Raw genomic sequence first — 23893 nt, forward strand, 5'->3', positions numbered from 1 at the left:
GGTTTTATGACAGGAAACGAACACCGCGTGCGGCCCCCCGCAGTGAGGGGGCCGTAGGGGATCACAGCGACTGATGGCGGGTTTCTTTCATCAGCAGCAGGGCCAGCAGCGTCAGCCCGGCCATCGCCGCCAGGTACATGCCGACGTAGAATAGCCCGTAGTGGGCCGCCAGCCAGGTGGCGATATAAGGCGCCACGGACGCGCCGAGGATCGACGCGACGTTGTAGGAGAACGAGGCGCCGGTATAGCGAACTTCGGTAGGGAACAGCTCCGGCAGCAGCGCGCCCATCGGGCCAAAGGTCAGCCCCATGATGCTCAGGCCGCACAGCAGGAAGCCCATAACCAGCGCCTGGTTGCCGGAACCCAGCAGGGTCGGGAACAGGAACGCGAAGCCGATCATCAGCAGGGTAATGGCGATCATGGTCTTGCGGCGGCCGAACGCGTCCGCCAGCAGACCGGCGATCGGCACCATCACGCCGAAACCGATCACCGCCACCATCAGCATCCACAGGAAGCTGTTGCGGGAGTAACCGAGCCCGAGCGGCTGCGGCGCGGTGCCGTAGGTCATCGAATATACCGTCATCAGATAAAACAGCGTGTAGGTCGCCAGCATGATGAAGGTGCCGAGGATGGTGGCTTTCAGATGCTTGCTCAGCAGCGTGCCGAGCGGCACTTTTACCTGTTTGCCGGCCTTGGCCACTTTGGCGAACACCGGCGTTTCATGCAGTGATACCCGCACGTACAGGCCAATCAGCACCAATGCGGCGGAGAGGATGAACGGCACGCGCCAGCCCCATTCCATAAATTGCTGGTCGCTCAGCAGCCATGAGAGCAGCAGGAAGGTGCCGTTGGCGAAGAAGAAACCGATAGGCGCCCCCAACTGGGGGAAAGAGCCGTACAGCGCGCGCTTTTTGGCCGGCGCGTTCTCCGTCGCCAGCAAGGCGGCGCCGCCCCATTCGCCGCCCAGCCCCAGCCCCTGCCCAAAGCGCGCCAGCGCCAGCAGGATAGGGGCAAAGATGCCGATGGTTTCATAGCTCGGCAGCAGGCCGATCAGCACGGTGGAAATCCCCATGGTCAGCAGCGAGGCGACCAGCGTCACCTTGCGCCCGACGCGATCGCCGAAGTGGCCGAACAGCGCAGAGCCGATAGGGCGCGCGACAAAGGCGACGGCGAAGGTGGCCAGCGACTGCAGCGTCGCGGTGGTCGGGTCGCCCTGCGGGAAGAAGATGTGCGGGAACACGATCACCGCGGCGGTGGCGTAGATGTAAAAGTCGAAGAACTCGATGGCGGTGCCGACCAGCGAGGCGACGATGACTTTCCCGCGAGAATTCACCGGTGTGGACGCGTCGTCGGCGTCGAGTGGGGGTGCGATGGTGGCTTGCATATCTATTTCTTATTGTTGGGGGGTAAAAATCCATCTTAGTGACAGCATTCCGCCTTTTCAACGCGGGAACTCTGGGCAGCGCCGCCGCTAACCGGTTAAAAAGACTAATGTTTTACCTGGCTTCTTTTCTGTAGCGTTAAACGTTGAGAAATGGGGTTCATGCAGAGGGAATGGCTGTAAAAACGGGAAAGAAAAGTGATTGGGTAGTTTGTTATGCTGGTTTTTCGAATACCATGCCGCATGATTTAGAGGGATTGACTGGTTTTATGTTTATTAACCAGAGGAAAGTGCCGGCGCGTGCGATAACACCGGCACGATTGCATGGCTTCAGCGTGTCGGCGGCTCGCGTTCAGGCAAGGCTTTGTCGCCTTGGTAGTCGGCCGTTGCGATCCAGGCGGCGCAAAACAGCGTCAGGCGGGCGAAGAAGTAGAAGAACGCCATCAGCCCGATCACCGAGCCGAAGGCCGCGCCGGAAGGCGATTTCGCCACCTGCGGCAGCGTCATCGTCATCACGAACTTGATCACCTCAAAGCCGATAGCCGCAAGCAAGGTGCCGCGCAGCAGCGCTTTTTTCTTCGGTTTGTGGCGCGGCAGCATCCAGAAAATCCACAGGAACAGCAGATAGTTGGCGAAAATCGAGATCGACAGTGCGATCGTCGTCAGCGCCGGCCGCAGCCATTCGATGCCGTCCAGCCCCAGCGCGTTGACGATCGCCGCCTGCGCCGACCCGGCGACCGAGGTCAGCGACAGCGTGATAATCAGCGCGACCACCAGGCCGGTCAGCGAGATGAAATCGCGGGTGTACTTGAAATAGATTTTCTCCTGATCCTGCGGATTGCGCTCCCAGACGTCACGTGACTGCGCGCGGATCGCTTCGCGCAGGTTGCCCATCCAACTGATGCCGGAATAGAGCGCCAGCGCCAGGCCGGTCAACCCCACGGTGGTGCGCTGCTGAATGGCGGTATTGACGGTGTTCTTCAGCGTGCTGGCCAGCGTCGGATCGCTGATGCTGCCGACGATCCGGTTGATCAAGCGGGCCAGCAGATCCGGGTTGGAAGCCAGCACGAAACCGGCGGCGGCGAACGACACCATCAGGATCGGGATCAGCGAGAGGAATGAAAAGTAGGTGATGGCGGCGCCGAACTGGCTGCCCAGCCGATCGTTAAAACGTTCGGCGGCGCGCAGCAGGTGCGCCACGCTCGGCCAGGCTTTGATGCGTTCAATCAGACGTGAAAAACCGCTGATGCGGCGGTCGAGCGTCTCATGGCCGGTCTTGATGGCGATAAGCGGCTTCGGTGGCGTGTCTTGTGCGGGCTCGCGGCGTTCCTGGTCTGGTCCTGTAGGCATTACTTCACGATTTCCTTAACGTTAAACGGCATGTATCAGCGTTGATTATAGCCAAAGCCCTGCGGCGTTTTGAGCGCCGGGGCGGCAAACGGTCAATTTCCGAGCTTAACGCGTTAGCGCCCTGCATGAAATGCCGGGGATGGCGCGATAGGTAAAATTCCTATGGAAACCCCGTGGCGCCTCGGTTTTTTTCACTTCTCTACCTCCAATTTTTATCTGTTTCGTCGGCGAGAAAGCGTTTACTCATGATGTGGCGTCGCGCTTTACCGCTCGCCGCTCCGCTGCAGCCGTAGGGGCTGGAACGGTCTTATCCGTCATCAACAGAAAAACTGGAAGGTCTTATGAAATTGCTTAATCACCCCACCTGTCGTCCGTTTACCGAAGCGGGCAATCTGTCGCAGATCTCCGCCTACTATGAAGAGGGGCGGCACATCATGTGGATGCTGCTGCGCGCTGCGCCACGCCCCTGCTTCAACCAGGCGTTGATTGAAGACATCATGACGCTGGCGCAGGCGGCGAAGGAGTCTTCGCTGCGGTTCGACTTCTGGGTCACCGGCTCGCTGGTGCCGAACATGTTCAACGTCGGTGGCGATCTGCAGTTCTTCGCCGAAGCGATCAAAAACCGCAAGCGCGAGGCGATGATGGCCTACGCGCGCGCCTGCATCGACTGCGTGCATGCGGCGGCGCGCGGTTTCGACACCGGCGCGGTCAGCATTGCGATGGTTGAAGGCAGCGCGCTGGGCGGCGGTTTTGAAGCGGCGCTGGCGCACCATTTCGTATTGGCGCAAAACAATGCGCGCATGGGGTTCCCGGAGATTGCGTTCAACCTGTTTCCCGGCATGGGGGGTTACTCGCTGGTGGCGCGCAAGGCGGGCATGCGCTTGGCCGAGGAGCTGATTTGGGGCGGCGAGTCGCACACCGCAGAGTGGTTCGAGAGTCGCGGGCTGGTAGACCAGCTGTTTCAGCCCGGCGATGCTTACCTGGCGACGCGCACCTTCATCGATACCATCCGGCCGAAGCTCAACGGCATGCGCGCCATGCTGCGGGCGCGTCAGCGCGTGTTGCAGCTGACGCGTTCCGAGCTGATGGACATTACCGAAGATTGGGTGCACTCGGCCTTTACCATTGAGGAAAAAGACCGTGCCTACATCGAGCGGCTGGTGATGTTGCAGGATCGCCATACCCTGAACCTGCGTCGTGCCGGCTAACGTTAACGCGCCCGCCTCATGCGGAGGGTGAGCGCGGGCGATAGGACTGCAGCCAATGCTCCAGCTGTTCCGGGAGCATTGGCCGCGCGAACAGAAAGCCCTGTTTTTCGTCCACGCCGACTTCGTCGAGGAAGTGGTTTTCGCTCTCGGTCTCCACTCCTTCGGCGATCACGCGGAAGGCCAACGCCTCCGCCGCCGCGACGATCGCGCGTACCAGCGATTGCGATACCGGATTGAAATTCACCCCGCGCACGAAGCTTTTATCCAGCTTGATGGCGTCCAGAGGAATACGTGCCAGCTGCGCCAGCGACGAATAGCCGGTGCCAAAGTCGTCGAGATGCACCTGCGCGCCCAGTTCGCGCAGCCGGGTGATCAGCGCGCGCGCGCGATTCTCGTCTTCAATCAGGCTGCTTTCGGTCAACTCGAAGTCCAGCAGACAGGGGGCCATGCGGTGACGGTGCAGCACCCCGAGCAGGTCGTTGACGATGCTGTCATCGGCCAGCTGACGGGCAGAGAGGTTGACCGCCACCCGCAGATTCAATCCCTGCTCTTGCCACTGCGCCGCCTGCCCGGCGGCGGTTTGCAGCACCCATTGGCCCAGCGGGCCGATCAGGCCGGACTCCTCGGCGTAGGAGATGAACTGCAGCGGTGGGATCAGGCCGCGCTCCGGCGAATCCCAGCGCACCAGCGCTTCCACGCTGTGCACTTCACCGCTGTGCGCGTCGATTTTAGGCTGGTAATACAGCACCAGCTGATTTTGCTCCAACCCTTTGCGCAGATTGGTGTCCAGCCACATGTACTCGGCGACGCGTTTGTTCATCTCCGGCGAGAAGACGGTATAGGTGCGTTTTCCGTGCTCCTTGGCGACGTACATGGCGGTATCGGCGCTGCGGATCAGGCTGTCGAGATCGTTGCCGTGCTCCGGGCACAGCGCGATGCCGATCGAACAGCCGGTATACACCTCAATCAGGCCGATGCGAAAAGGGGTCTTCAGCCTGTCGATAATGCGCTGCGCCAGCGTTTGCAGGCGCTCGCGATCGCTTTGTGGCGCCAGCACCAAGAATTCGTCGCCGCCGAGGCGGGCGAGCACTTGATCCGGGCTCAGGCAGCCGAGGATCGCCAGCGCGACCTCGACCAGCAGCCGATCGCCGAACATATGGCCGTAGGCGTCGTTGACCTTTTTGAAGTTGTCGAGATCGAGGTACACCAGGCCGAAACTCTCTTCGCCGCGCGTGGCGATGGCGTGATTGATCTTGTCTTGTATGGCGTTACGGTTCGGCAGGCCGGTGATGAGATCGGTGTTGGCCAGCACCCGTAGCCGCTCTTGCGCGCGGCGTTCTTCGGTGATGTCGGTACCGGAGCAGATCAGAAAGACTTCGTTTTTTCCGCTGCCGCTGTGCACGAATTTGTTGCGAAACAGGAACAGCCGTTCACCCTTGACCGTCTTTACCCAGCGTTCCACCTCATAGGACGAACCGTTGCGGAAGAAGCCGGCGATGTTGCGCCGCGAAGCGGCGGCTTCTTCCGGGCTCATAAACAGTTGGAAAACGTTTTTGCCGATCACCTCGTGTTCGTGCAGCCCGGTGTACTCCTCGCTCAGCCGGTTGAAGCGCTGGATGCGGCCGTGCTGATCGACGATCACGATCACCGAGTTGGCTTCGGACACCACCTGCTCGGCGAAGGAGAGGCCATGCACCAGGTCGCGCGCCACGGATTGGGTGTCGCTGAAGGCGGAAGCGGTGCCCGCCCATTCGAGGTTGTTGACGCGGCGCCCGACCAGATGCAGATGCAGCGGTTCACCGGCTAGCGTAATGGTCAGCTCAAGGCTGGCGGTCACGCCGGTCAGACGGCGGATTTTCGCCGCTTCCATGGCGCTGAGCGCCACCGCGACATGAGCTTTGCCCTTAATAGCGGACAGCTCCAGGGCATTGCTGTCAAACGCCAGCCGCCAGTGGGGGCTTTGGGTGCCGAAGTGAGCGCTAAGAAGCTCAGGGCCTTGGTCTGCGGGCATGACGATTCCTCAAAAGAGCACGGGCGGGCGGGCGGCACAGCGCCGGGCAGCCTGTTGGCCCGAAAGCGATCGCCGTACGCATCTGTGCATCATATAACAGGTTTTCACAGGCGGGGCGGGTGATGGAAACTATTATATAAGCAATGATTAGTTTTGCGGTGTAAACGTCGCCCGGCGGCCGCTTGCCTTAAAGTGTAGGAGAACATCGGATCGTGTGATGCTTAGTGATTTCCCCTGCTATCGGAAAACGGTTGATACAAGGTTGCCGTGCAGGTGAGTAAATTATAGCGGTGAGGGGAAAGCGGAAAAATAACTCCACCGGGGGGATTTTTGCCGAGAAATTGAAATTTCCATCAAATAAACGCCATCTTCATAGTTTTCTCATAATTGGTGAATAAATCCGATCCGGGTTTTAAAAAGTTTACACACCCTCGCATTACTTGAAATTTATCAGCCTATTATTATCTCCGACAACGAATGAGCCTGTTAACGTACAGCGCTCCTGATGAAGAAAATTTTTAAGGAAATGATTATGCGTAAATTGACGGCTTTATTTATTGCTTCCACGCTGGCCCTGGGTTCTGCTTCCGCGGCGTTCGCCGCCGATACGGCGACGGCCCCGGCGGCGGATGCGGCGCCGATGAAAATGATGCATCACAAGGGTGAAGGCAAAGGCGGCCCGTTCGCCGGGCTGAACCTGACCGAGCAGCAGCGCCAGCAGATGCGCGATATCATGAAAGAGTCGCACCAGAAGCGCGGGCCGGGCATGAAAGAGGAGCGCCAGGCGTTGCACAATCTGGTCGCTTCCGACAGCTTTGACGAAGCGAAGGCGAAGGCGCAAATTGACGCGATCGGCAAAGCGCAATCCGAACGCATGCTGGCACGCGCCAAAGCGGAAAATAAAATGTATAACCTGCTGACGCCTGAGCAGAAAAAACAATACAATGAGAATTATCAGAAACGCGAGCAAAAGATGATGGACCACATGAATAAAATGAAGGAGCAGATGCCCGCCGGTCAGTAATATCCGCTCGCGGTGAATAATAAAGGGCCAGGCTATTTGTCTGGCCCTTTTTATTGTAAGCCTTAAACCACCTCCTAAGGAGGTGGTGATTGAACCTGTGAGGCTCTAGCCTGAAGGAAACCCATGCCGGAATATTCCAGCTTACTCACCACAAGTAAGAAGGAAATCACCAACATGGGTTTATACAGGAGTTCATCACATGTGTTCTGGCGTTGCAAATACCACCTGGTTTGGACGCCAAAGTATCGATTTAAAATCCTCCGCGACAAGGTGGGCAAAGAGCTCTACCGAACAATTTATATCCTCTGCAACATGAAGGACTGTGAAGTTCTTGAGCTAAATATTCAGCCAGATCATGTGCATCTGGTCGTGATAGTCCCCCCGAAGCTATCGATTTCGACGTTGATGGGCGTCCTGAAAGGACGCAGTGCAATCCGGCTTTACAATCGTTTCCCACATATACGAAAGAAGTTGTGGGGCAATCATTTTTGGGCAAGGGGATACTTTGTCGATACGGTAGGGGTAAACGAAGAAATTATCAGGCGATACGTGAAGTATCAGGATAAGAAGGACCAAGAGATCGAACAGCAGATGGAGCTGTTGCAGGATTAACTCGAAAATGGCCCCCTTTTAGGGGGCGTCGTGTAAAGCCACCTCCTCAGGAGGTGGTCTTTTACTTGGCGTTATCACCGGCAGGTTCTGCAGTGAGTGATAATCATTCCCCGCCGACAATGCGCCGGAACTGTTCGGCAACGGCCTGTGCAAAGCGCGGGTCGTTAATATGATAAGGCGTTTTTATCAGCCGGCGTTTGTCGGTGGCGTATACCGTTTCTTCCAGCGCTTGCGTAAAGGCGGCCAGCGCCGCCGGATCCCAGAACGGTTGGCCGGGCGCATCCAAAGCCGATACGCCGCCCGCCGGGATAACGAAACGCACTTCGCCCGCGCAGGCGTTGATTTTTTCGCCCATCCAGCGCCCCATTAACGCATTCTCCCGAGCGCTGGTGCGCACCAGCGTCACTTGCGGGTTGTGATGGTGACGCAGACGGTTGGCATAGCGAGCCGGCACCGTATTCGGCGCGCCGAAGTTGATCATGTCTATCGCGCCGCAGGAGAGCACGCACGGGATGCCGGTACGCGCGATGGCACCGAAACGATCCGTATTGCAGGGCAGCACACCGCCAAACAGGTAATCGGCCACTTCGGTAGTGGTTAAATCGATGGCGCCGTGCAGTTGGCGATTATCGATCAGTTTTTCCAACGATCTGCCGCCGCTGCCGGTCGCATGAAACGTCAGACAATCCCATTGTGTTCCCAGTTCGGCAATCAACGCCTGAACGCAGGGCGTGGTGACGCCAAACGTCGTCAGGCCGATCGCGGGTTTGTTGTCGTGATAGTCGACGGCGGCGAAGTGCACTGCGCCGGCTATCTGGCGCGCTGCGTTGCTCAGCACCCGTCGCGAGATGCGGTTCAGGCCGGCGAGATCGGTGACCGAATACAGCATGTTGATATCGCTGGCGCCAACATAGGCGGAAACGTCTCCCGCCGCCATGCTCGAGACCATCACTTTCGGCAGGCCGATCGGCAGCTGCTGCATGGCCGGCGTGATGATGGCGGTGCCGCCGGAGCCGCCCAGGCCAAGCAAGGCGGCGATATCGCGGCGCGTCAGGATAAAACGTTCGAAAGCGGTCGCCATGGCGGCGATCGCCTGGCCGCGACTGGCGCAGAAGACCGCGTCGGCGCCCGCCGGATGGTGGCGTGCGACGTCCTCTGGACCGATATCGGCCGGGGAGTCAAACGGCAAGCGACGAGTGGAAAGATCGACGGTTCGCGTGGGTAAATTCAGGGCAGCGATCAGCCGCCGTACATACTCCAGCTCTTGTCCTTTCGTATCTGCTGTGGTAGCAATATAGACAAAATTTGAAGTGTCTTTCATGTATCTTCCTGGGGTTTTTCTAATTTTTATTTATAAATCATTTTGTTATGTTTTTTAGGGTGCCCTGGTGTTGGCGTTTAAATTAAATTGATTAATGTATTTATATAATGAGACGGCAGTATCATTTTTGCAAGGGCAGCTCAGTGCAAAATGGGACTCCTGTCTCATTTTTGAGCTTTTCAACGTGGCCGGCGTTTTGCCGGCAGCCAGTCGACAGAGGCGCATCCTCTGTTGCGCAAGCGTGTGCAGATGCATGAGGTTTATGTGCCGATAGATGCCTTTCCCACCCCGTTTGATCCTTCACTGACTTCCACCCGGGCAAAAACCTACCGTTTGTTGCTGGCCAGCGCGATGACGCTGTATGACGAAGGGGCGTTTCCTTCGATCACCGAACTGGCGGCGCATGCGCAGGTATCGCGTGCGACGGCCTACCGCTATTTTCCGACCCAGAGTGCGCTGATTAGCGCCGTGGTGGCGGAAAGCCTGGGGCCTATTCTGGAATGGCGCCCGCAAGACGATGACGCCCTGAAACGCATCCAGCAGTTGCTGACTTTCGCCTATCCTCAGATGGAGCGGCACGAGGGAGCATTGCGCGCGGCGCTGCAGCTCTCTTTGCAACAGTGGGCGCACGCGACGCCGGGCGAGAAATTCGTGCGCGGCAACCGCAAGCGTCTGTTGGCGCTGGCGGTGGAACCGCTGCAGGGCAAACTGCCGCCGGACTCTCTGCAGAGAGTGATTCATGCTTTCTCGCTGATTTACGGCTCGGAGGTGTTTCTGGTGCTGAAAGATATCTGGGGGCTGGAGCTTGAGAGCATTCAGGACGTCACGCAATGGATGGCCAAAGCCATTCTGCGTCAGGCGGAAGAGGACGCGACGAACTGCAAAAAAACATCAGCAGGATAATCCAATTTTTGCCGATGGCCGAGTGAAAAACCAGCATAATTCACTGAGTGAATATTGGCAAAATTTATAATTAAAAGTGATAAAAGACGCCTGTTAAGCACTTTTCAGGCGATCTCCCCTTCGATTTTGTCTGATTTATATCTTTATTTATCAATTTGTTAAATTTGACTCTCTCGCTTGCAAACGCCGCTTAGACATCGTGCAATATCATTGTCCTTTCTTATCGCTTCTCGCCTGATTCACCCCTGAAACATTCTCTCCTCCCGTTGAACTGCCGGATGACACATTAAGCGCACTTGAGATTGTTGTGCTTTATTTATTTGGTGTTACCAAACTGTTACACAAAAAATCTTATAAAACATTTGCAAACAACAACGGACGGTATCTGGGATGGAGAAGAAACGTAGAGGAGTCAAATCCGCTCGGGCGGCCTTCGGCTGGCCTGAAATCGGAGTTCATCGCGCACAATGGAGCGCGATGCTGATCTGCCTGACGGCGATTGGCGGGGCGCAGGCCTCCAGCTATATAGAGAACGGCCAGGCGGGCGATCCGGCCAGCTGGCGCAGCAGTGAGTTCAATGCGGAATGGGGGCTGGGGGCGATCCACGCCGACCAGGCCTACGCCGCCGGTTATACCGGAAAAGGCATCAAACTTGGCATTTTCGATCAGCCGGTTTACGCCAAGCACCCGGAGTTCGCCGGTGAGAATAAGGTGATCAATCTGGTTACCGAAGGCATCCGTGAATACACCGATCCCTATATTCCGGTGAAAAAAGGCGACGCTTTCCGCTATGACGGCACGCCGAGCGTGGATTCCGATGGCACGCTCGGTTCGCACGGCACCCACGTGGGCGGCATCGCCGCCGGCAGCCGAGACGGCGGCGCCATGCACGGCGTGGCGTTCAACGCGCAGATCATCAGCGCGGAGAACGGCGATCCCGGCCCGGAGGACGGCATCATCCTCGGCAACGACGGCGCGGTGTATAAGGCTGGTTGGGATGCGCTGGTGGCCAGCGGCGCGCGCATCATCAACAACAGCTGGGGCATCGGCATTACAGATAAATTCGCCAAGGGCGGTAAGAACCCGGCTTATCCGCATTTCACCGTTGACGATGCGCAAAAGCAGTTCGATCAGATTAAACAGATCCTCGGCACCAACCCCGGGGGCGCCTATCAGGGCGCGATCGACGCGGCCCGCAGCGGCGTGGTCACCATCTTCGCCGCCGGTAACGATTACAACCTGAACAATCCGGACGCCATGGCCGGCCTGGCCTATTTTGTGCCGGAGATTGCGCCGAACTGGCTGTCGGTCGCCAGCTTGCAGGATCCGACCAATACCGGCGATTACAGCATCAGCACCTTCTCTTCTCGCTGCGGTTATACCGCCAGCTTCTGCGTCTCGGCGCCGGGCACCCGGGTATACAGCTCGGTAATCGAAGGCACCAGCCTAGAGAATCTGACAACCGGCTACGCCAAATACAGCGGCACCTCGATGGCGGCGCCGCACGTGGCCGGCAGCGTCGCGGTGCTGATGGAGCGTTTCCCGTATCTGAGTGGCGCGCAGGTGGCGGAAGTGCTGAAAACCACTGCCACCGATATGGGCGCGCCGGGCATCGACGCGCTCTACGGTTGGGGGATGATCAACCTGGGCAAGGCCATCAACGGCCCGGGCATGTTGGTGACTGCCGAAGATATTCCTGCGGAGTTCCGTATTCCGGATCCGACGGGCGTGGCCTACGGCCCGACCCAGTTTGTGGTGGATCTGCCGGGCGTCGGCGCGGTGCTGGACAAGGGTAAACCGACCGAGCGCGTCTGCAGCGATGTGCTGTGCGGCCTGGATTTCTGGAGCAACGACATCTCCGGCCATGGCGGCCTGACCAAACAGGGCATCGGCACGTTGGTACTGACCGGTAACAACACCTATGCCGGCCCGACGCTGGTTAATCAGGGGCGGCTGGCGATCAACGGCTCGGTCACGTCGGATGTCAGCGTGCAGAACGGCGGCATCGTCGGCGGCAGCGGCACGGTCGGTTCGCTGACCGCCCGCCGTGGCGGCACCGTGGCGCCGGGCAACTCGATCGGTACCCTGAACGTGGCCGGCAACGTCAGCTTCGAGCCGGGTTCGCGCTATGCGGTGGAAGTGGGGCCGAACGGCCAGAGCGATCGGATCCAGAGCAGCGGAGCGGCGACGATTGGCGGCGGCGAGGTGGCGGTCACGCTGGAGAACAGCAGCAACCTGCTGACGCAAAGCGAGGTGCGCAGCCTGCTGGGCCAGCAGTACACCATCCTGAGCGCGCAGCAGGGGGTGAGCGGGCAGTTTGACGCGGTGGCACCGAACTACCTGTTCCTCGGCACCGGGCTGAGCTACCAGCCGAATGGGGTAACGCTGAGCGTCGGGCGCAACGGCACAAGCTTCGCCAGCGTGGCGCAGACGGCGAACGAGCGGGCGGTGGCGGCGGCGGCGGATGCGCTGGCGGCGGGCAACCCGGTGTACGAGAGCCTGCTCAGCAGCGGCTCGGCGGGCGAGGCGCGGCAGGCGTTCCGCCAGCTGTCGGGGCAAATCCATGCGGACATCGCGTCGGCGCTGGTGAACGACAGCCGCTACCTGCGTGAGGCGCTGAACGGGCGTCTGCGTCAGGCGGAAGGGCTGGCGAGCTCGTCGGCCATCAAGGCGGACGAGGACGGCGCCTGGGCGCAACTGCTGGGGGCGTGGGACCATGCATCGGGCGACGCCAACGCCACCGGCTATCAGGCCTCGACCTACGGGGTGCTGGTGGGGCTGGACTCGGCGGCGGCGGCCGACTGGCGGCTGGGGGTGGCGACCGGCTACACCCGCACCTCGCTGCACGGCGGGTACGGGTCGAAGGCGGACAGCGACAACTACCACCTGGCGGCGTACGGCGACAAGCAGTTTGGCGCGCTGGCGCTGCGCGGCGGGGCGGGCTACACCTGGCACCGCATCGACACCAAACGGTCGGTGAACTACGGGATGCAGTCGGACCGCGACACGGCGAAGTACAGCGCGCGCACCGAGCAGCTGTTCGCGGAAGCGGGTTACAGCGTGAAGGGTGAGTGGCTGAACCTGGAGCCGTTCGTCAACCTGGCGTACGTGAACTTTGAAAACAACGGCATCGCGGAAAGCGGCGGCGCAGCGGCGCTGCGCGGCGACAAGCAGCATACCGACGCGACGGTGTCGACGCTGGGAGTGCGTGCGGACACTGAGTGGCAGGTGAGCCCAGGCACGACGGTGGCGCTGCGCAGCGAGCTGGGGTGGCAACACCAGTACGGCGGGCTGGAGCGTGGCACCGGGCTGCGGTTCAACGGCGGCAACGCGCCGTTCGTGGTGGACAGCGTGCCGGTGTCGCGCGACGGGATGGTGCTGAAGGCGGGGGCGGAAGTGGCGGTGAACGAGAACGCCACGCTGTCGCTGGGCTACGGCGGGCTGCTGTCGCAGAACCACCAGGACAACAGCGTCAACGCCGGCTTCACCTGGCGCTTCTAAGCAACATCGACTCAATCCTTGTACGGGAACCGTCTGCGGGCGGTTCCTTTTTCACATCCTGCTAATGAGAACCCGGCGCACCTGGGGCGTCGGCCAATAACAAGCAAAAGGTAAGGAAATGACAACAACAATGGGTTTTGATAGCAAAGGAAACGCTCGTCGCTCGCCATGGCGGCTGAACGCGCTGGTCTGCTGCATGGCGCTGGCGGGGTATGCGCAGGCGGCGCCGCACGAGGTGAATGGCCAAGCCGGCGATCCGGCCAGCTGGCGCAGCGCCGAATTCAACGCCAACTGGGGGCTGGGGGCGATCCACGCCGATGAGGCCTACGCCGCCGGCTACACCGGCAAAGGGCAAAAGGTGGGCATTTTCGATACCCCGGTCAACCGCCATCCCGAGTTCGCCGGCGACGGCAAACTGATCAACGTCGTTACCGAAGGCTACCGCGCCTATACCGATCCGCACCGGCCGGGGATTAACGCCGGCGATCGCTTTTACTTCGACGGCACCTTCCACTTCTACAGCGGCTCGCAGGGCATGCTGAGCAATCACGGGGTGCACGTCGCGGGCATCAGCGCGGCGAACCGCGACGGCGTCGGCATGCACGGCGTGGCCTTCGATTCGCAGGTGATCAGCGTCGATAACGACAACGACGGCCCGGCCTACGGCGAATTCCTTGGCCTGGACGGCGCCGTCACCAATGCCGGCTGGCAGGCGATGATCAAGAGCGGCGTGCGGGTGATCAACAACAGCTGGGGCGTCAGTATTCCCGATTTCCTGTCCGACGGCGGCCGCGATCCCAACGCGCTGCACTTTGAGCTGAAGGATGCGCAGGAACAGTTCGATCAGGTCAAACCGCTGCTCGGCAGCCTGGCTGGCGCAGGTTATCAGGGCGCTATCGACGCCGCGCGCAAGAATATTCTGGTGTTGTTCGCCGCGGGTAACGACGGCAACTACAACCAGCCGGATGTGATCAGCGGGCTGGCCTATTTCGTGCCGGACATCGCGCCGAACTGGCTGTCGGTCGCCAGCGTGGCGCAGGATGCGACATCGACCAACAGCGTGCCTTACACCATCAGCAGCTTCTCTTCCCGTTGCGGCTATACCGCCAGCTTCTGCGTCTCGTCGCCGGGCAGCAAAATCTACAGCACCGTGGCCAACGGTTCCGATCCGGCCAACCTGGTGTCGGACTACGGCAATAAAAACGGCACCTCGATGGCGACACCGCACGTCACCGGCGCGGTGGCGGTGTTGCTGCAGCGCTTCCCGTACATGAGCTCGGCGCAGATTGCCGACGTGCTGAAAACCACTGCCACCGATATGGGCGCGCCGGGCATCGACGCGCTCTACGGTTGGGGGATGATCAACCTGGGCAAGGCCATCAACGGCCCGGGCATGTTGGTGACTGCCGAAGATATTCCTGCGGAGTTCCGTATTCCGGATCCGACGGGCGTGGCCTACGGCCCGACCCAGTTTGTGGTGGATCTGCCGGGCGTCGGCGCGGTGCTGGACAAGGGTAAACCGACCGAGCGCGTCTGCAGCGATGTGCTGTGCGGCCTGGATTTCTGGAGCAACGACATCTCCGGCCATGGCGGCCTGACCAAACAGGGCATCGGCACGTTGGTACTGACCGGTAACAACACCTATGCCGGCCCGACGCTGGTCAATCAGGGGCGGCTGGCGATCAACGGCTCGGTCACCTCGGATGTCAGCGTGCAGAACGGCGGCATCGTCGGCGGCAGCGGTACGGTCGGTTCGCTGACCGCCCGCCGTGGCGGCACCGTGGCGCCGGGCAACTCGATCGGCACCCTGAACGTGGCCGGCAACGTCAGCTTCGAGCCGGGTTCGCGCTACACGGTGGAAGTGGGGCCGAACGGCCAGAGCGATCGGATCCAGAGCGGCGGAGCGGCGACGATCGGCGGCGGCGAGGTGGCGGTGACGCTGGAGAACAGCGCCAACCTGCTGACGCAAAGCGAGGTGCGCAGCCTGCTGGGCCAGCAGTACACCATCCTGAGCGCGCAGCAGGGGGTCAGCGGGCAGTTTGACGCGGTGGCGCCGAACTACCTGTTCCTCGGCACCGGGCTGAGCTACCAGCCGACCGGGGTAACGCTGAGCGTCGGGCGCAACGGCACGAGCTTCGCCAGCGTGGCGCAGACGCCGAACGAGCGGGCGGTGGCGGCGGCGGCGGATGCGCTGGCGGCGGGCAACCCGGTGTACGAGAGCCTGCTCAACAGCGGCACGGCGGGCGAGGCGCGGCAGGCGTTCCGTCAGCTGTCGGGGCAAATCCATGCGGACATCGCGTCGGCGCTGGTGAACGACAGCCGCTACCTGCGTGAGGCGCTGAACGGGCGTCTGCGTCAGGCGGAAGGGCTGGCGAGCTCGTCGGCCATCAAGGCGGACGAGGACGGCGCCTGGGCGCAGCTGCTGGGAGCGTGGGACCATGCGTCGGGCGACGCCAACGCCACCGGCTATCAGGCCTCGACCTACGGGGTGCTGGTGGGGCTGGACTCGGCGGCGGCGGCCGACTGGCGGCTGGGGGTGGCGACCGGCTACACCCGCACCTCGCTGCACGGCGGGTACGGGTCGAAGGCGGACAGCGACAACTACCACCTGGCGGCGTACGGCGACAAGCAGTTTGGCGCGCTGGCGCTGCGGGGCGGGGCGGGCTACACCTGGCACCGCATCGACACCAAGCGGTCGGTGAACTACGGGATGCAGTCGGACCGCGACACGGCGAAGTACAGCGCGCGCACCGAGCAGCTGTTCGCGGAAGCGGGCTACAGCGTGAAGGGCGAGTGGCTGAACCTGGAGCCGTTCGTCAACCTGGCGTACGTGAACTTTGAAAACAACGGCATTGCGGAAAGCGGCGGCGCAGCGGCGCTGCGCGGCGACAAGCAGCACACCGACGCGACGGTGTCGACGCTGGGAGTGCGCGCGGACACTGAGTGGCAGGTGAGCCCGGGCACGACGGTGGCGCTGCGCAGCGAGCTGGGGTGGCAACACCAGTACGGCGGGCTGGAGCGTGGCACCGGGCTGCGGTTCAACGGCGGCAACGCGCCGTTCGTGGTGGACAGCGTGCCGGTGTCGCGCGACGGCATGGTGCTGAAGGCGGGGGCGGAAGTGGCGGTGAACGAGAACGCCTCGCTGTCGCTGGGCTACGGCGGGCTGCTGTCGCAGAACCATCAGGACAACAGCGTCAACGCCGGTTTCACCTGGCGCTTCTAAGCCAAGCGGTCATTACAGGGTCAACGGAGCCGGCATGCCGGCTCCGTTTTTATTTGCGGCTGCGGGGTGAGTCCGTATGATGGCGCGGCGCCAGGGCAATAAAAAACCGGGACCCTGACGGATCCCGGCTTAAAAGTGGGTAAAACAGATTAGCGCTAAAGGCTCAAGCCCCGTTTTGCTTATGCAGTCCAAGCGATGTGAGCATCGTCTCAGTAGCGGCAACGGAACAAATTTTCCCTGGTGTTACTATGGTTATTATTAAAAATCGTGCTGGTGTTATTTTTTATAGTGTATTGCTGTATGTCTCTTTTGATACCATGTTTGACGATACAACATGGTATGTCAAGCAACGTTTTTAACGCATAATTGCATGGGATGCTAGTTTTAGGTGTGGCTTTTTCAGCAGAAATAATCAAAACGACTGATAAATCAGTAAAAAAAATCGAAGGAACAAATGGATAACAATCATCAAAAATTCGATTCACAGTCGATTGCCAATCGGGTCAGGGAGCTGTTTTTACATTACGGGATTGGAAAACGTCAGCATGCCCGCGAACTCAGCCGCATCTTGGATCTGAGTTTTTCACATGCGCACCGCAAATTGAAAGGGCAAAGCCCCTGGACGCTGGAACAGATCAACAGCGTCGCGGCCGCGTTGGGAGAAACGCCGGCGGCGATCGCCGATTTGAGCGCCGAACACGAGACGACCGAGCCAAACATGGCGCGTGATGCCATCTTTTTCGTGGCGGGAGTGGCGATCCCTTGCGTCGGGCACATTGGCGACGAACTTTCTGCCGGGCGGCCGGCGGAATTTGTGGCGCTGCGTGTGGAGGGGCAATGGCATATCTATCGCGCCGATGAGGCGCCGGCAGGTCTGCGTTACGGCGTCGAACTGATAGAAATCCGGCCCGGCTACGGCGATGACGAGCGGTTGAGCATCGCGGTATTGGACGATTCGCATCAGGCGGCCGATGAGCTGGCCAAGTACCTCGGCGGCTGCGGTTTCAACGCAGTGGCGTTTTACGATGTCGACAGCTTCTGCCAAGCGTTGCAGCAAAGCCTGTTCGACGGTTACGTGGTGGACTGGCTGATCGGTGAGGAAACGGCGGATCGCTGTATCGCCACCATCCGCGCCTCCGACAACCCGGACGCGCCGGTACTGGTGCTGACCGGCGAACTGGGCACCGACCGACGCGAGTCGGAGATCGCTCAGGCGATGCGCGAGTACGATGTGCTCGGCCCTTATGAAAAACCGGTGCGGCTCCATGTGATCGAAGCCGCACTGCAACGCTGTTTTAATCTTTAGCGGGGAACACCTCGGCCAGTGCGCTCGACAGCGCATCCAGCCGAACCGGTTTCATCAGGTAGTTATCGAACAGGGCGCGCTGATCCGCCGTCAGCTGCTCCGGCGTATAGGCGCTGATGCCGATGATTGGCACATGGCGGTTGGGGCCGCGACGATTGCGCAGCTGCCTGGCCAGGGCGGCGCCGTCGATGCCCGGCATCTGCAGATCCAGCAACAGCGCGTCGTAAGGGCGTCTGAGCAGCTTCTGCAACGCGCGCTCCGGCGAGTCGCACAGTTCGTGCTGGTAGCCCAGTTTGTCCAGCAACGCCGCAAAGGCGTCACCCACCGACTTGTTGTCATCCACCACCAGCACCTGCTGCGGCTTTTGCTGCAGGGGGGCATTGGCGGCGGCGGGCTCGTCGGCGCGCTCTTCTTCACTGATCTGCACCGGAATGCTGACGATAAAGGTGCTGCCTTTCTTGATTTCGCTGTACACCGTGATGGTGCCGTTGAGCAGCGTCACCAGGCCGTGCACGATCGCCAGCCCCATCCCCACGCCGGCATACTGTTTGGTATGCGACTGATCCAACTGGGTAAAGGGTTTGAAGATCTGATCGAGCTGGTCTTTTTCGATACCGATGCCGGTGTCGGTCACTTCGATGATCAACGAATTGCCGCCCGGCTGGCGGCGCAGGCAGCTGTGCAGCGTAATGCTGCCGCTTTCGGTGTATTTGTAGGCGTTGGTCAGCAGGTTAACGATAATCTGCCGGATGCGCAGCGGATCGGAGTGCACCAACAGGTGGCTGCACTCCACTTCGCAGCTCAGTTTGACCTGCTCTTTGCGGGTCAGGGTGGCGATTTCGTTGGCGGTTTCCGCGATCAGCTTCTGCGCGTCGAACGGCACGATGCGCAATTCCATCATGCCGCTGTCGAGGTGCGCGTAGTCGGTCAGATCCTTCATCTGGCTTTCGATTTGCTGCGCGGCGGTCTCCAGCCGCTGGAAAGTGTCCGCATGCTCCGTCGACACCCGGGTGTTCACCAGCACGTCGATGGCCGACATTACGCTCTGCAATGAGGTGCGCAGCTCGTGGCCGATGGCGCCGAGGAAGGCGTTTTTGGTGCGTGTCGCTTTCTCCGCCTCAATGGCCTTGGCCTGCTGGCGAATGGTCAGCCGCTGCTGACGGAACACGATCAGGGTGATGGCGATCAGCGCGATCACCGAGAACATGACAATCACCAGCCCATAGAAAATGATGTGCCGTTTCTCGATGTAGTCCTCATAGGCGGCGGTGCGCTGCTTCACCTCGGCGTGGTCGGTCAGGTTGGCCATTTCGATGGCGTAAGGCTTGATGGCCTTCATGGCCGCAAAAACCTGGCTGAAGTCGATTTTCGGGTTATCCAGCAGTTTATCGATGCGATCCATCTGCAGGCGCATCTGCTTGACCACTTCCGGGTAGCCCGGCTCGGCGTACAGCGGTTGCGTGGATTCGGAGACGGTTTCCAGCACGTAAAAGCGCGAATAGAGGATTTCGAATCGCAGCCGCAGGTTGTCGCTGTCCACCTGCGGCGCATGGCTCTGCTGCTCGACGAACGTGTCGAACTCCGCCAGCTTGATGGAGAACTTGGCGATCGACCAGGAGTAATTCTCCTGCGTGCCGGCGATGGCATACAGCCCTTTCTTCGACAGGGTGGCGCTGTAGTAATAGAGCGTGACGGTCGAAGCCACTAAAAACAGCGCGGCAAAGATGGCCGGGATCGCCAGCCTGCTGCCGTTCTTAAAGGTCGTCAGCTTCATTTGATCACGATCCTGTCGACTTGCCAGATAAAGCGTGAATTGTACAACGGCGAGTTCAGTTCAGGCCCGGCGGCGTCGCGCGGGTAAACCAGGAACAGCGGGCCGAAGTTTCTGAGCTTCAGCATTTCCCCGTCCATCTTGTAGGCCAGGATCATGTTGTATTTCTTGACGTCGGACAGCGGCACGTCGATGTAATAATCGTTCAGCGCATAGAAAGTCAGCGTCTCGCCCTTAGCGCCGACGCGCTCCAGGATATCGGCCACCGAAATCCCTTCAAATTTTCTCTGCGGCGTCCAGGAGGTGGAGGTGGTGATGCTGCGCACCGGCATCGCCAACAGCTGCTTATCGGTGAACAGATAGCTTTTTTTGACCGGGTCGGTCACGTTGTCGATCTTGCCCGCCACTTCCAGGGTAAAGCTGAGCGCGCTGCTCTGGGCGATAATCAGGGCCACGCAGGCCATCGCAAGGGTTTTGCATAGTTTGAACAGCATCGGCGTTCTCCAGAGGCGCGGGGAGGTTTGTATCAGTCCCGCTAATTTATCAGGCAGAATAATGGCAGAAAAAGCAGGCGGGTGCGAAGGGAATAGTAAACCGCACAAAAAGAACAGTCCTGGGCCGGTCGGCCTGTACGCGTAACCTTTCTCTTCCGTTTGTCAGCCGTTTCGATGCGCTTTCAACAGCTGCGCCAGCTGCGTCAGGCCTGCCGTTAGCTCGTCCGGCGAGGGGGAACCCAGGCACAGGCGAATGCCCGTCGCACGTTCGTCGCGGTCTACCATCACGGTGTCCGGCGGCGTCACCTTTACGTTGGCCAATGCGGCGGCGGCGGCCACAGACTCGGCGGTTTCGCGCGGCATCGGCAGCCAGACATGATAAGCGTCGGGATGCGATACGCATTCGTCGGCATCAAATATCGAGGTGGCCAGATGCACTCTTTGCTGAGCCTCATGACGCAACGCTTGCGGTATCGTCTCGATCGCGCCGCTGGCCAGCCACTCCTCCACCACAGCGCAAGACAGTGGCGAAGGCGCGAAAGGAAGATCTTGCAAGGCTTCTTCCGCCGCAGTTTGCATGCCGGGCGGCAGAGTCAGCATGCCGATCCGCAATCCCGGGCCGAGCGTTTTCGACAGGCCATTGACATGGAACACCCGCTCGGGCGCCAGAGCCGCGAGCGCAGGCGCCGCTGAATGCCCCAGCGCATACACGCCATCCTCGATGATCCAGACATTCGCCCGCCGGCATATCTCGACGATAGCCTGCCTGCGCTCGGCGCTCATGGTGGCGGTTGTCGGATTATGCAGCGTCGGCGTCAGATAGACCGCGGTATGGCCGGAGGAGACACGCTCGAGCGCACTCGCCAGCGCCTGCGGCACTATGCCTTGCGCATCGATCTCCACGCCGATCAGGCGATGGCCTTTACGTCGGGCCAGCGCGATCGCGCCGGGGTAGGTGAGTCTCTCCGTCAGTATCGTGCCGCGTGGCCCGCAGGCCAGGTCAAACGCCAGCGAAATCGCCTGACGGGCATTGCTGGTCAGCGCCAGGTGCGACGGATCGATCGTGACGCCGGCGTTTTCCAGCCAGCGGGTCAACAAACGCCGGTGCTCCAGATGCCCGGTCGGAGGGGAATAGAAGTTCAGATGGTCCGCATCCATTTTCCGCGCAATGCCGGCCAGCGTGCGCGCCAGCAAACGATCGGTAAGCATCGCCGGCGGCGCATTGGACGAGAGATCGATTTCGCGTTTTTCACGGGCGCGGCGAATCGCCACGAACATCCCGCGGCCTTTCACGCTGCGCACCAACCCACGCCGCTCCAGGATGGCATAGGCTTTGGTCACCGTGCCCAGACCGATCGCCAATTGCCAGGCGAGCGTACGGTGGGCCGGCAAACGATCGCCCCCTTGCAGTTTGCCCTCGATAATGTCGTCAGCCAACGCCAACACCAGCCGTTCGACGGTAGTGGCTTCCACATTGGCCAGGCGGGGCTGCCAGGGGGATTGAAGCCGCATATTCGCTCTCCGGAGAAAGAATATAGTGTCACGTGACACTATTTAAATAGGCGAAAAGTGTAACACATACTATGTTGGTGAGGAGTCCCGGCGTTTTCAACTACGGCTCGGCCGTAAGGCGGGTCAGCGGAGTTTTTCCATGATGGTCAGTCAGCTTGCGTTGGTTTACGGCGCCTATCTCCTCGCAACTGCCAGCCCCGGCCCCAGCAACATGGCGATCATGGGCGTGGCGATGCGTGACGGCCGCAGGCCCGCATTGGTGCTGGCCGCCGGGGTGGTGACCGGATCGCTGTGCTGGGCGATGTTGGCCGCGACCGGCCTTTCCGCCGTGCTGGCCACGTATGCACAGGCGCTGTGGGCCATCAAAATCGTCGGCGGCGTGTATATGCTGTATCTGGCGCTGCGCGCCGGCCGATCCGCATTACGGGCGTCTCCCATCTCGACAGGCATAGCGGCAGGGGATAGCGCGCGATCTTATCAGAGGTTGTATCGGCAGGGCGTGCTGATGCATCTCGGCAATCCCAAGGCCATCATGTCCTGGATGGCGATCATGTCGCTGGGATTGCGGCAAGGCGCGCCTGAGCAGGTTTTACCGGCAATTATTGGCGGTTGCGCGCTGCTCGGCGTGACGATTTTCGGGGGGTATGCCCTGCTGTTCTCAACGTCGCCGATGATCGCGTTTTACACCCGGGTGAGGCGCTGGATTGAAGGAACGCTTGCGCTGCTGTTCGCTTTGGCGGGCCTGGAGCTGTTGATATCGCGGGGGTAATGAACGCCCGGCGTTAACCTGAGGAGAGAAGCGATGGTTTTTGGCATGCAGATGGTGGATGTCTTTGGAGCCGGGCCGCTCGCCGGCAATCCGTTGGCGGTGATTACGGGCGCCGGAGCGTTGTCTACGGAGGATATGCAGCGCTTGACACGTTGGTTCAACCTGTCGGAAACGGCCTTTTTGCTGCCGCCGACGCACCCCCAGGCGGATTACCGGGTGCGAATATTCACGCTGGATCGTGAAATGCCGTTTGCCGGGCACCCGACGCTCGGCAGTTGTCATGCCTGGCTCACTGCGGGCGGTACGCCGCGTAATGATGCGGAGATCATCCAGGAGTGCGGGGCGGGCTTGGTGAGCATTCGCCGCGAGGCCGGACGGCTGTGTTTTGCCGCGCCGCCGTTGATTCGCTCCGGGGCGCCGTCAGAAGCGGCGTTGGCCGACGCGCTGCGGTTTTTGGGGATCGCGCCTGAGGAGGCGCTCGATGCCGCCTGGATCGATAACGGTCCGGGGTGGCTGGGGATCCGGCTGGCCAGCGCCGAGCGGGTGCTTTCCCTGACGCCGGCGAGAAGCTGGCCGCGCAGAGTGGACATTGGCGTCGTCGGCCCACATGCCGATGGTGACGCAGCCTTCGAGGTGCGCGCTTTTTTGAGCGATCACCTTGGCGCTATCGTCGAAGATCCGGTCACCGGCAGCCTCAATGCCTCCCTGGCTCAGTGGCTGTTTGCAAGCGGCGTGGTCAGCGGCGGCTATATCGCCGCTCAGGGGCGCTGCCGTGGGCGCAACGGGCGCGTGCATGTCACCCGCGACGAGAGCGGCCGGATTTGGGTGGGCGGCAACACGCGCACTCAGGTTGAAGGTCGGCTGCATGGGATTGGCACGGCGTAGCACGCGCCGCCGCACCCGCGTGCGGCTGAACGGAATATCGATTTTCATCCGATAAGGAGTGAACAGTATGTCTGCAACGGCCATCGATACCTTGAAAATGCTGGTGCGTTACAAAGCGTGGGCGAACGCCTTGACCTTTGACTGCGTGGCGGCCTTGCCGGAGGGCGAAGCGCTGCGGCCGCGCCCGACCCGTTTCGGCAATATGGTGCATACCTTGAATCACGTGTACGTGGTGGACGATATCTTCAGGCACCATCTGCAAGGCCGCAAGCATGGTTACCTCGCGCGCAACACCGAGCAAACGCCTGCGCTTGACTCTCTGCGGTGTGCGGTGGAGGAAATGGACCGCTGGTATATCGAACAGGTGGACAACTGGTCGCCCGAGGCGCTGGCGCAGGTGGTGCATTTCGAGTTCGTCGGCGGGGGGAAGGCCGCATGACGCGCCAGGAAATCGTGCTGCATGTCGTCAACCACGCGACCTATCATCGCGGTTTTGTCGGCGATATGCTCTATCAGGTGCCCTTTGCTGCACCGGCGAACGATTTGCCGGTGTTTCTGCGCGATCATTACCGCCGGGCGCCGTGAGGCGAGCGAGATAAATAAAAAAGCCAGACGCTTTCGC

Annotated in this window: 18 protein-coding genes; 11 read left to right on the forward strand and 7 right to left on the reverse strand. The window is 60.6% G+C overall.

Annotation, left to right across the window (positions count from 1 at the left end):
- Positions 1-61: 61 nt before the first annotated feature.
- The gene (locus JL05_RS05180; RefSeq protein ID WP_004929985.1) at positions 62-1384 is read right to left on the reverse strand and encodes an MFS transporter; all 1323 of its coding nucleotides are present in this window, start codon (positions 1382-1384) and stop codon (positions 62-64) included.
- Positions 1385-1711: 327 nt separating this feature from the next.
- Complete coding sequence (gene yhjD, locus JL05_RS05185; protein WP_033631844.1) at positions 1712-2731, reverse strand: inner membrane protein YhjD; 1020 nt, start codon at positions 2729-2731, stop codon at positions 1712-1714.
- 341 nt (positions 2732-3072) lie between these two features.
- Between yhjD and JL05_RS05190 the strand changes: the two genes are divergently transcribed.
- Entirely contained in the window at positions 3073-3939 is an 867-nt protein-coding gene (locus JL05_RS05190) for a crotonase/enoyl-CoA hydratase family protein (protein WP_004929989.1), read from the forward strand.
- A 16-nt stretch (positions 3940-3955) separates the two neighbouring features.
- On the opposite strand, the gene pdeR is transcribed toward JL05_RS05190, so the two are convergent.
- The gene (gene pdeR / locus JL05_RS05195) at positions 3956-5950 is read right to left on the reverse strand and encodes a cyclic di-GMP phosphodiesterase (RefSeq protein WP_004929992.1); all 1995 of its coding nucleotides are present in this window, start codon (positions 5948-5950) and stop codon (positions 3956-3958) included.
- A 532-nt stretch (positions 5951-6482) separates the two neighbouring features.
- Between pdeR and spy the strand changes: the two genes are divergently transcribed.
- Together spy and tnpA are read left to right on the forward strand one after the other, a co-directional pair.
- Complete coding sequence (spy, locus tag JL05_RS05200; RefSeq protein WP_028128096.1) at positions 6483-6974, forward strand: ATP-independent periplasmic protein-refolding chaperone Spy; 492 nt, start codon at positions 6483-6485, stop codon at positions 6972-6974.
- A 174-nt stretch (positions 6975-7148) separates the two neighbouring features.
- Entirely contained in the window at positions 7149-7586 is a 438-nt protein-coding gene (gene tnpA, locus JL05_RS05205; RefSeq protein ID WP_033633558.1) for an IS200/IS605 family transposase, read from the forward strand.
- Between the two features lie 103 nt (positions 7587-7689).
- Here the strand turns inward: tnpA and JL05_RS05210 are convergent, their stop codons facing one another.
- Positions 7690-8907, reverse strand: coding sequence for a Tm-1-like ATP-binding domain-containing protein (locus JL05_RS05210; RefSeq protein ID WP_033631845.1), 1218 nt, complete (start codon positions 8905-8907; stop codon positions 7690-7692).
- Positions 8908-9156: 249 nt separating this feature from the next.
- Here JL05_RS05210 and JL05_RS05215 point away from each other — a divergent pair, with 249 nt between their 5' ends.
- The 4 genes from JL05_RS05215 (at position 9157) to JL05_RS05230 (ending at position 17840) form a co-directional block, all read left to right on the forward strand.
- On the forward strand, positions 9157-9810 hold the full coding sequence (locus tag JL05_RS05215) for a TetR/AcrR family transcriptional regulator (protein ID WP_048326479.1): 654 nt from the start codon (positions 9157-9159) through the stop codon (positions 9808-9810).
- A gap of 477 nt (positions 9811-10287) precedes the next feature.
- A complete protein-coding gene (locus JL05_RS05220) occupies positions 10288-13311 on the forward strand; it encodes an autotransporter serine protease (RefSeq protein ID WP_033631847.1) in 3024 nt (1007 codons plus the stop codon).
- A gap of 196 nt (positions 13312-13507) precedes the next feature.
- Positions 13508-16534, forward strand: coding sequence for an autotransporter outer membrane beta-barrel domain-containing protein (locus JL05_RS05225; protein WP_425326477.1), 3027 nt, complete (start codon positions 13508-13510; stop codon positions 16532-16534).
- Positions 16535-16988: 454 nt separating this feature from the next.
- On the forward strand, positions 16989-17840 hold the full coding sequence (locus JL05_RS05230; protein WP_004931021.1) for a helix-turn-helix domain-containing protein: 852 nt from the start codon (positions 16989-16991) through the stop codon (positions 17838-17840).
- Here JL05_RS05230 and JL05_RS05235 read toward each other — a convergent pair.
- The 3 genes from JL05_RS05235 to JL05_RS05245 form a co-directional block, all read right to left on the reverse strand.
- A complete protein-coding gene (locus JL05_RS05235) occupies positions 17830-19614 on the reverse strand; it encodes an ATP-binding response regulator (protein ID WP_033631848.1) in 1785 nt (594 codons plus the stop codon). The two genes, JL05_RS05230 and JL05_RS05235, sit on opposite strands and share 11 nt — an antisense overlap.
- A complete protein-coding gene (locus JL05_RS05240; protein WP_033631849.1) occupies positions 19611-20105 on the reverse strand; it encodes a putative pterin-binding protein in 495 nt (164 codons plus the stop codon). The genes JL05_RS05235 and JL05_RS05240 overlap by 4 nt, the downstream gene beginning before the upstream one ends.
- A 162-nt stretch (positions 20106-20267) precedes the next feature.
- The gene (locus tag JL05_RS05245) at positions 20268-21617 is read right to left on the reverse strand and encodes an aminotransferase-like domain-containing protein (protein ID WP_033631850.1); all 1350 of its coding nucleotides are present in this window, start codon (positions 21615-21617) and stop codon (positions 20268-20270) included.
- Positions 21618-21756: 139 nt separating this feature from the next.
- Between JL05_RS05245 and JL05_RS05250 the strand changes: the two genes are divergently transcribed.
- The 4 genes from JL05_RS05250 (at position 21757) to JL05_RS25820 (ending at position 23856) form a co-directional block, all read left to right on the forward strand.
- The gene (locus tag JL05_RS05250; protein WP_033631851.1) at positions 21757-22386 is read left to right on the forward strand and encodes a LysE family translocator; all 630 of its coding nucleotides are present in this window, start codon (positions 21757-21759) and stop codon (positions 22384-22386) included.
- A 51-nt stretch (positions 22387-22437) separates the two neighbouring features.
- A complete protein-coding gene (locus tag JL05_RS05255; RefSeq protein ID WP_374930571.1) occupies positions 22438-23271 on the forward strand; it encodes a PhzF family phenazine biosynthesis protein in 834 nt (277 codons plus the stop codon).
- Positions 23272-23338: 67 nt separating this feature from the next.
- Entirely contained in the window at positions 23339-23710 is a 372-nt protein-coding gene (locus JL05_RS05260; RefSeq protein WP_274518996.1) for a DinB family protein, read from the forward strand.
- Positions 23707-23856: a DinB family protein gene (locus JL05_RS25820; protein WP_274518997.1), complete on the forward strand. Its 150-nt coding sequence runs from the start codon at positions 23707-23709 to the stop codon at positions 23854-23856. Before JL05_RS05260 ends, JL05_RS25820 begins: the two co-directional genes overlap by 4 nt.
- Positions 23857-23893: the final 37 nt, after the last annotated feature.

The organism is Serratia nematodiphila DZ0503SBS1 (assembly GCF_000738675.1).
Lineage (GTDB): Bacteria > Pseudomonadota > Gammaproteobacteria > Enterobacterales > Enterobacteriaceae > Serratia > Serratia nematodiphila.